We start from the raw sequence: 7,825 nt of genomic DNA on the forward strand, positions 1-7,825 counted from the left end.
GCAATGACCGCAGAGATACAGAAAATCGGTGTCAACGTCAACCAGATAGCACGCCGCGTAAACGCGACGGGGAACGCATATGACTTCTGCGCCCTGTCTTTTTATGGGTGCTGTTTTCGTGAATGTTACGCAGTAGAACGCCATTTTCGGGGGTAAAGGTATAAAGTATCGCCTATCCGATTTTACGCCCGGAAAGCCCTGTAAATCAAGCCCTTTTAAACAATCCTGAATCGGGTGGTAGCAGTTTTCATTTGCCGCAATCGCCAAAGCGTTCTGTATCTTTTTCTCACTGGTGATTCCGTAGTTCTCCTCGAAATAAAGGAGCAGGTATTTTATGTCCGTGTCCGTAAGTACGCTGGTGTCCCTGCGCCACCCGACTTCCCGGACAATATCAATCCGTTCCGTCAGGAGATTGAAACGGACTGCCCCTTTTAAGAGCGGATCGCACTGGAACACGGTCTTACAGTTTGCGATTGTATTCGCCGTCTGTCCCTTCTGCGTGGTGTCAAGGCTTTCTCTAACCTCACCGACTGTCATTGTCGGGGCGAGCATATCCGCTGCGTTCATCACGGTCTGTCTTGCGGCAGGCGGCAAGTCCTGAAATCCGTTCCCCAATCCGCATCACTTCCTTTCCATATCCCCTTATCAGTTCTGCCTTTTCTTCCGCTGTGCCAGTCAGAAGGATATCCATCAGATACTCGATGTATGTCTGCTTCTGTAAAGCTTCCACAAACAGGGGATGCCATTCCTCCTCCGGCTCTTTCGGCGCATATTCTGTTTTCCACTTTTCCAACAGATGATTGTAGTCTGATAAAATTCGGAAACACTGTAACCTTGCCTGTTTAAACCGCAGTTCCTCCGATAATTTCTTTTTTGCAGGACGTGGAGAAGCCCGCCCTTTTCTGTCATAGTCAATCCCAAAATCAGCCGCCAGCTTCACAGCTGCCCCAAGACTGTCCAGCCCGTACAGCTTAGCAGCAAAATCAATTACATCGCCATCCTCCTGACAGCCGAAACAGTGGAAACGTTTATCCACTTTCATGCTGGGATGCTTATCATCATGAAAAGGGCAGCAAGCCATGCCGTTTCTGTTTACCCTGATACCATACATCTCCGCAGCCTGTCTTGCTGTCACGTTTTCTTTTACCGATTCAAATACATTCATACCATTTCCTTTCTGAAAATCGGGCAGGGGAGTGACCTTCTCCGCTGCCCGCCGCACCGGGCGCATGCTGCATCAGCAGCTAATTTCCTCATGCGCCCGTGTGCATAAAAAAAGCAGATGCCATCTCCGTAAAGAAAAGCAAATGCTTTAAATTTCCATATCCTTTTTTGCTTTCGAGCTTATGCGTTCCATGCGCTCCCGGTTCAGACGGTCTGCTTCTGTTTTTCCCCTTGCAAGCCTGTCCTTAATGGATTCCCTCGCTTTCTCCCTGACCTGTTCAAGATTTTTCTGTCTGTGTTCCGGCTTCTGCAAAGAATCCGTAACTTTTTGCACGGTGGCTTTTGCAGATTTTATAAGTTTTTCTTTCAATGCCCCCAAACGCTTTACCGCATAATCCCGCAACTTTTTGTCAGCAGTGCGCTTCGGCGCTGACAGCCATCTGGAATAATCATCGAGAATTTTTATATCCTCTTTCTGGGTTTCCTGCCGGACGGTATTGGCAACAGCCTCACAGGCTTTTTCATACGCCTGTTCCGCCACTTCGTCAACCAGCGTTTCCACCTCTGCAAGTTTCATTGTGACATCTTCAAGTGCAGAATGTTTTTCCATAATTGCGGCATTTTTCTCCGCAATAATTTTATCCTGCTTTTCAATTACTTTTACCCTTTGAGATAGAGTATTTTCTGCCTTCTGGATTTTCTTCGCCTGTTCCTCTATTGTCTGTTCGTTTTCGGAAAGAATATCTTTCTGCACAGAGATTGTATCTTTCTGTTTTTCAATGATAAAATCCTGTTTTTCCAGATAGCCCCTGCCGCCATAAGTCGGTTCCGTCTGTAAGTGGAGATTTTGCTTTTCACAGATACGGAAAAGCATCTTCCGGCATTCCGCATCAAAGGTCTGTTTGCGGTTGTTGTTCCTGCCTTTTTTCTTGTCGGGATTGGGGAGTGGTACGCCTAATTCTTCAAGCGCTTTTTCCTGCTGGGGACACAGTTCTCCGTAATTATTTTTGCAGTCAAAAACGTGCCTTTCATGGATATGCGGAGTGCCCTCGTCAAGATGTAATGCCCAGTCTAAGATGTGTACATGAGTGCCGAATTTTTCTTCGATTTCTGCAAAAAATTCTGTCGCTATCTTAGCTAACATTTCTCCCGATACAGACTCATCAATCGTGCCGATTTGATAAATGCTTTCTTCGGGACACGTTTTATTATTTGTGAGTAAATCTGTCACTGTCCGATTGCGCTCGGTGTGTCTTGTTTTCTCGTTCCGCTCATTCTGCGCCTGTATGTGGTCTGCGTAATGTTCAAAGTAGTAAAGCTGTTCAATCTTTTCAAAAGAGTAATCATTTTCTTTGTCATGCTCCCTTATCTTTGCAGAAGAAAATCCGGTGTAGCAGTCCCAATAAATATTTTGATTTGCCTTGTCCGCATCTATATGCTCGCTGTTTTCAATGTCAAATCTGCGGTCATTATGCTTGGGATTGTAAACGCCATTTTTTCCAGCTCTGCCGTTATGCCTTGTCAGTTTCATTCAATCGTCTTTTCCCCCTTCGTCCAATTTTCTATTCGACGGAAACTGCCGGGCAGTTCCGCTCATTTTCTCCCAAAGCGGAGCTTGGGAGAAAGGCAGCTTTGCTGCCAGTCCTGCCGATTCCAGCGTCAGGCAATACCCAGTATGAGCCGACGCAAGCATCAACTCTACTGGGCAATGGCTGCCGCCCTTGACCTGCACAGGGAAGCTTCGCTCCCTGTACCCTTCTCAAAGAATGCTAAGTACCAGTTGCACTTGTCCAGCACCGACCGAAGCGGAGCATAGACCTTGCCGCACTCTGTACTTTCGCCACAGGCTAATTCCCTTTACCATTCCTGAAAATGGCTCGGTCAAAATTCCTGCGTTTTTGCAAATTCCCTGTCGGAAACTTTTGCAAAAGAAAAGCCAGTTTACGATACACTTTCACTGAAAGTTTTTCGATAACTGGCTGTTTCGTTTGTCCTGTATCATATTTAGTTTTACAATAAAAAAGCAGTGGCGTTTTTATGATGTCACTGCCCAAAATATTTGTGTAAAGTGTTTTATGTCATCCCGATAAATGGGAATTCGCCTTATTCTTTATTTCCGAAAAAATCTAAAATACTATTTAGTCCCAAAAGTGCGTTTTCATCATCAATTGCAGGTTTTTCATTAGTATTATGGCTATATACCACCTCATGAATGTTATAGCAGTTCATATGATGCAAAAGCGTACAAGCTGTACTATAAGCAGTGTCTATATGACCATCGCCTCCACCAACTAATACAATTGCACCCTTTTTAGATTTTATAATAGGTTCTTCTTTTCTAAAAAATCTGGCACAAAAATATGTTTGAAGTCTACTTCCAACATCTAATAATTTTCCAGTCAATTCCGAAAAATAAAGCGGCGAAGCAATCATAATGTTGTCACATTCTTGTATGTATTTATATATCCCTTGCATTTCATCATTTATAACACACCCACTATTTTCCCAACAATACCTACAATCAAAACAGGGCGAAATATTGCACCTATAAGCATCTACAATTCTATATTCTCCTACAATTTTTTCAGTAATTTTCTCAATAAGACTGGCAGTATCACCATTTTTTCTTGGAGAGCCATTTAATATCAAAGTTTTCATTATAATCTCCTCTGCTAAATCCCAGTTTATTTTCGGATTTATTATACATCTATTCACCATTTTTGGGAATACCTGATTATACTTTCGGTATGAAAATGTATATGCGGTTCAGCTCCGCAAATCCCCTCTGCCTTACCCGCATAATCAGCCCCACATTTTCCAGTTCGTTCAGTGAACGCTTAACTGTCATCTCACACCGGGAGAGTTCAGCGGCAAGCTGCCTGACAGGAAAATATACAAACAGGATTCCGTTCTCATCCTCCAGCTTTTTTGTAATCATGGCATCCAGCATCTTACAATACATCACCTTTGCCGTGCTGCTGATTGGAAGTCCTGCCAATGCTTTTGGGAATGGCATACAGGGCGGCAGCGGCGTGGCTGCTGTCATAAATTCATATTCCATTTGTCTGTTTTCTCCTTTCATTTTGTGTATTATTTTGGGGCTGTTTTGGACAGAAACATTCAGGACAGAGCCTGTCTTTTCATGCCGCTTTAAGCCCCTGTCAATGCAGGCAGGGCAGAGTAAGCCCTCTGCCTGCATACTGTGTTATTCATATTTTAGTACAGTCCAGCCGGTTCTTCCTGATGCCGTTCCTGCCCCCCGGTTTCTCCGGCAGCGTTTTGTTCCCTCTGGTGCGCTCGCTGCAGCGGGGATTTTCATTCCTTCCACAGTTCATGGCGCCACTTCGTCTGGGGAGCATATCCCATCAGCCCGGTCATGCGATTGGAGTAATCCATCGATGAACTGATACTATCATAGAACATTTTTGTTCCCATTCCCGTATATCCATAAATCAGGAATGGAATATAAAAATCAAAAAATTCCATGTTTGCGGAATGGTGTGGTATAATCAGTATGGCGGCAGGTAACAAGCCGCCGGAAAGGGGATAAAACCATGAAGCAGGGCATAACCATACAGGAGCGGCTCAAAGACTTACGAATAGAGCGGCATTTAAAACTGGAAGAACTTGCGGAGCTGACACAAATTTCAAAGTCCGCCCTCGGCAGCTATGAAAATGATGTAAAAAAAGAAATCAGCCACAAATCCATCCTGAAGCTTGCAGATTTTTATGGTGTTTCCACGGATTACCTTTTATGTGCCACTGAAAACAGGAACCGCCCAGATGCCGGACTTACAGAACTGCATATCAATGATGACATGGTGGAACTGTTAAAAAGCGGGCGCATCAACAACCGTCTGCTCTGTGAAATTACCACGCATGAAAATTTCACTGCCCTTATGACAGATGCAGAAATATATGTGGACGGTATCGCCACCATGCGTTTTCAGGATATCAATGCCTCGCTTGAGGCTGTGAGGGCAGAAATCCTAAAGAAGTACCAGCCGGAGGAGGAAGATACAACACTGAAAGCATTGCAGGCTTCACAGATACAGGAAGAAGATTATTTCTGCCATGTCACACATAAGGAGTGGGACGCAATTCTCCACGATATCCGGCTGGCGCATGAAGCTGATGCGGAGAGTGCGCCGGATGATTCCAGCACGCTGAAAATAATTGCAGATGCAGAAAAAGCCATGCGCTTTCCGGGAAACGCATTAGATAAATTCTGTTATGTCATGTGTTCACAACTTCAAATCAGCTATGAAAAGCTGACCGAAAAAGAACGCACGGACTTGAAAAACATTATGAAAAAATCCGGTATCTACAGGGATTCGCCTTTAGGAAGCCGGAAACGCTGACAGGGAAATGCCGCTGTCTGGATTTTGTCCATGCAGCGGCATTTTGGTGGTGCTTATGAAGTTTTCAGATGGCAGATTGAATTAATAGTGCTGTCAAAGCAGCTCTAAAGCTCTTTTATACAATGGGTCTAAATTACAGCCACAGCTTCCACATTCTTTGTCTGCCTGATTGATTGCTGATACTAAGGTATCTTTATCAGCTTTTCCGACTAACCATTGTTGGGCAGGAACAGATATTAAATCCCAGCCAGATGCAGCGAATTCCTCCATAATCGTTTTTAATTCTTCCATGATGATGCTTTTAGATTAATCAATGCCTGATTTCCAGTTCCGCAAACAGGAATTTGTTCTTATTCTTTCAAAACAATTGACATTCCATTTTGGCAAATTATTTCAATCTTTCCATCTATAATTTTATATGCTTCTCCAAAAAGTCTAGTAACACCATCTTCAATAGTTATATAGCTTCCATCATTCAAAGCAATTATCTCATGTCCCATACTATCTTCAAATGTGATATCTTCAATCAAACGAAACCCGTCAAGCCATTCCTCTCTCAGGCTTTGAAAATGAGGAAGTATATTTATATTAGTGATACCAAGTCCCTGAATCCATCTCGTATAATTAGGGTCGATTGCTTCTCCTTCCATTTCAGGTCCAGCATACACAATGTCAGCACAATTCATAGAACCTGCACTCCAAGAAATTAGAAGTCCATTAAAATCTTCCAGTCTGTTTTTCAAACCAATTCTATGAAAGAAGTTATTTTGTGTTGGCACATGTCCTCCTGCTAACAGCACAACATCCATTTCTTTAATTTTGTCTGCTAATTTTTCATTTCTATTATCGCATATCTCCATACAAGAAATACTTAGTCCACTCATAGGGAATGATTGTGTAAAACATTCACAAATCATATCATTTCTTTCATAGTCATCAGGCGAAGCTGCGATAATCATCACTTTAGAATTGTGAATCCACTCATTTTGAATTTTTTCTAAAAAATTGTTATCCCCCAATAATGGTGCTGGTATTTTTTTACCATTTTCCTTTATCGAGCCACCTATAGAGCTTGTCATTATTATTCTCATTTTTCTACCTCCATAATTCCCGATTTTTCTTCACATCACTTATCTATAAACCACTTATCTCATAAATACAGGATTGCCCATCACGCAAAACAGAACGTTTTACTTTTGCATTTATATTTTTTTGACAAACTCTTGAAAATATTTGCTCCGCAAATTTTTCAGAACAATTACAAAGTTTACCCAAAGCTTTCCCTTGTATATTATTTGCAATAGGACATACACAAAAATCTTTGTTTTCATCAACTAATAGTTGCTGTCCATCTTCACTATATGTAATCTCCCAGCCCCATTCTTTTTCCAAAAATGAAATAAATGAGGGCAAATTCCCCACATATTTCTCCAATATATTATCCATTCCATTTACTTGATAATGTAACTTTGCACAATTTTCAAATAAACAGCTATCACAATTTTCATCTAGCGAATTCAATAAATGATTAAGCCATTCAACACAAAAATCCATTATTTATGCCTCCTGTTATGTTTTGTTTATTTTACGGATAAATTCTGATTTACCATCTCTGTTCTTCTCTGTTAAAGAAGTATCCCAAATTGATTCTTACTTCCCTCCTTTTAATATCATTGTTTGTATAACAGCATGTGTCAAACCCAATCAGTTCAAATCCTTCATGAAGATAAAAGCCTATTGCATTCACATTACATGATTGAGTTTCCAAAATTATGGCACGCCTTTTTTGCTTCATGGCAATCTTTTTTGCTTTATCCATCAGACTTTTCCCAATACCCTTATTGCGGAGTTCATCTGATACCCATAATTCTGTTACCATAAGCCTGTTCGACCATTCTTCAGGGCATACCTCTATACAAGCCAGCAAATCCCCACTATCGCTTACTATGCCATACGCTTCCGCTTTCTCCCAATGCTCCTGATACAAGGAATCTGGAAAATCATATTCCTCTGGAGTATGAACAATTTCCTTTTCCGCTCTCTTTCTAATCAATGAAATCTTGCATCCGCTACAATCCATTGGTTCAATTATCAAATCATAGAAACTATCGCTTTTAGTCACTAATGGTATGGCCACACCTTTCCAGTTTTCCTTGGGTAATTCTATTATTTCATAATTTCTATCCATCAGTTTGCCTCCAAATTCTTTAGGTTACAATCGATGATGGGGTAAACGAAAAAGCAGTTTTGACATTGCAGGGAACTGCCCCTTCGTTTACACCATTTTCGATTTGGCCTAA

Annotated in this window: 11 protein-coding genes and 2 pseudogenes; 2 read left to right on the forward strand and 11 right to left on the reverse strand. The window is 41.8% G+C overall.

Annotated features, from left to right (window positions below):
* Positions 1 to 81 (forward strand): annotated as a pseudogene (mobC, locus tag D7Y06_RS26665) (plasmid mobilization relaxosome protein MobC); the annotation flags it as partial.
* Positions 82 to 159: 78 nt separating this feature from the next.
* Here the strand turns inward: mobC and D7Y06_RS27420 are convergent.
* The 7 genes and pseudogenes from D7Y06_RS27420 to D7Y06_RS27770 all read right to left on the reverse strand — a co-directional run.
* Positions 160 to 567 (reverse strand): annotated as a pseudogene (locus D7Y06_RS27420) (virulence-associated E family protein); the annotation flags it as partial.
* Positions 524 to 1,165: a CHC2 zinc finger domain-containing protein gene (locus tag D7Y06_RS22705; protein ID WP_120409846.1), complete on the reverse strand. Its 642-nt coding sequence runs from the start codon at positions 1,163 to 1,165 to the stop codon at positions 524 to 526. The pseudogene D7Y06_RS27420 and the gene D7Y06_RS22705, both read right to left, overlap by 44 nt.
* Positions 1,166 to 1,312: 147 nt before the next feature.
* Positions 1,313 to 2,695 (reverse strand): serine/arginine repetitive matrix protein 2, encoded by a 1,383-nt coding sequence (locus D7Y06_RS22710; protein WP_120409837.1) that lies wholly within the window; start codon positions 2,693 to 2,695, stop codon positions 1,313 to 1,315.
* Positions 2,696 to 2,726: 31 nt separating this feature from the next.
* On the reverse strand, positions 2,727 to 2,873 hold the full coding sequence (locus tag D7Y06_RS26185; protein ID WP_158591466.1) for a hypothetical protein: 147 nt from the start codon (positions 2,871 to 2,873) through the stop codon (positions 2,727 to 2,729).
* Between the two features lie 394 nt (positions 2,874 to 3,267).
* Positions 3,268 to 3,822 (reverse strand): flavodoxin family protein, encoded by a 555-nt coding sequence (locus tag D7Y06_RS22720; protein WP_120409839.1) that lies wholly within the window; start codon positions 3,820 to 3,822, stop codon positions 3,268 to 3,270.
* A 76-nt stretch (positions 3,823 to 3,898) separates the two neighbouring features.
* Positions 3,899 to 4,225 carry a GntR family transcriptional regulator gene (locus D7Y06_RS22725; protein ID WP_120409847.1) on the reverse strand — a complete coding sequence of 109 codons (327 nt, stop codon included), beginning with the start codon at positions 4,223 to 4,225 and terminating at the stop codon, positions 3,899 to 3,901.
* Between the two features lie 148 nt (positions 4,226 to 4,373).
* Positions 4,374 to 4,499: a hypothetical protein gene (locus tag D7Y06_RS27770; protein WP_256387251.1), complete on the reverse strand. Its 126-nt coding sequence runs from the start codon at positions 4,497 to 4,499 to the stop codon at positions 4,374 to 4,376.
* A gap of 219 nt (positions 4,500 to 4,718) precedes the next feature.
* Here D7Y06_RS27770 and D7Y06_RS22735 point away from each other — a divergent pair, with 219 nt between their 5' ends.
* A complete protein-coding gene (locus tag D7Y06_RS22735) occupies positions 4,719 to 5,525 on the forward strand; it encodes a helix-turn-helix domain-containing protein (protein WP_120409840.1) in 807 nt (268 codons plus the stop codon).
* 93 nt (positions 5,526 to 5,618) lie between these two features.
* Here D7Y06_RS22735 and D7Y06_RS22740 read toward each other — a convergent pair whose 3' ends face one another.
* Genes D7Y06_RS22740 through D7Y06_RS22755 form a run of 4 tightly spaced genes read right to left on the reverse strand, consistent with a single transcriptional unit; the run spans position 5,619 to position 7,713 of the window.
* The gene (locus tag D7Y06_RS22740) at positions 5,619 to 5,816 is read right to left on the reverse strand and encodes a hypothetical protein (RefSeq protein ID WP_120409841.1); all 198 of its coding nucleotides are present in this window, start codon (positions 5,814 to 5,816) and stop codon (positions 5,619 to 5,621) included.
* 59 nt (positions 5,817 to 5,875) lie between these two features.
* Positions 5,876 to 6,616, reverse strand: coding sequence for a Type 1 glutamine amidotransferase-like domain-containing protein (locus D7Y06_RS22745; protein WP_120409842.1), 741 nt, complete (start codon positions 6,614 to 6,616; stop codon positions 5,876 to 5,878).
* A gap of 43 nt (positions 6,617 to 6,659) precedes the next feature.
* Positions 6,660 to 7,079, reverse strand: a complete 420-nt coding sequence (locus D7Y06_RS22750; RefSeq protein ID WP_120409843.1) for a hypothetical protein — start codon at positions 7,077 to 7,079, stop codon at positions 6,660 to 6,662.
* A gap of 49 nt (positions 7,080 to 7,128) precedes the next feature.
* Entirely contained in the window at positions 7,129 to 7,713 is a 585-nt protein-coding gene (locus tag D7Y06_RS22755) for a GNAT family N-acetyltransferase (protein WP_120409844.1), read from the reverse strand.
* Positions 7,714 to 7,825 lie beyond the last annotated feature (112 nt).

This window comes from Roseburia sp. 1XD42-69 (assembly GCF_003612565.1).
Taxonomy (GTDB): domain Bacteria; phylum Bacillota; class Clostridia; order Lachnospirales; family Lachnospiraceae; genus Roseburia_B.

Excerpts from the sequence above, each read along its gene's own strand:
- D7Y06_RS22705 (WP_120409846.1), bottom strand. The coding sequence starts at position 1,165 with ATGAATGTATTTGAATCGGTAAAAGAAAACGTGACAGCAAGACAGGCT.
- D7Y06_RS22710 (WP_120409837.1), bottom strand. The coding sequence starts at position 2,695 with ATGAAACTGACAAGGCATAACGGCAGAGCTGGAAAAAATGGCGTTTAC.
- D7Y06_RS22720 (WP_120409839.1), bottom strand. The coding sequence starts at position 3,822 with ATGAAAACTTTGATATTAAATGGCTCTCCAAGAAAAAATGGTGATACT.
- D7Y06_RS22725 (WP_120409847.1), bottom strand. The coding sequence starts at position 4,225 with ATGGAATATGAATTTATGACAGCAGCCACGCCGCTGCCGCCCTGTATG.
- D7Y06_RS27770 (WP_256387251.1), bottom strand. The coding sequence starts at position 4,499 with ATGAACTGTGGAAGGAATGAAAATCCCCGCTGCAGCGAGCGCACCAGA.
- D7Y06_RS22735 (WP_120409840.1), top strand. The coding sequence starts at position 4,719 with ATGAAGCAGGGCATAACCATACAGGAGCGGCTCAAAGACTTACGAATA.
- D7Y06_RS22740 (WP_120409841.1), bottom strand. The coding sequence starts at position 5,816 with ATGGAAGAATTAAAAACGATTATGGAGGAATTCGCTGCATCTGGCTGG.
- D7Y06_RS22745 (WP_120409842.1), bottom strand. The coding sequence starts at position 6,616 with ATGAGAATAATAATGACAAGCTCTATAGGTGGCTCGATAAAGGAAAAT.
- D7Y06_RS22750 (WP_120409843.1), bottom strand. The coding sequence starts at position 7,079 with ATGGATTTTTGTGTTGAATGGCTTAATCATTTATTGAATTCGCTAGAT.
- D7Y06_RS22755 (WP_120409844.1), bottom strand. The coding sequence starts at position 7,713 with ATGGATAGAAATTATGAAATAATAGAATTACCCAAGGAAAACTGGAAA.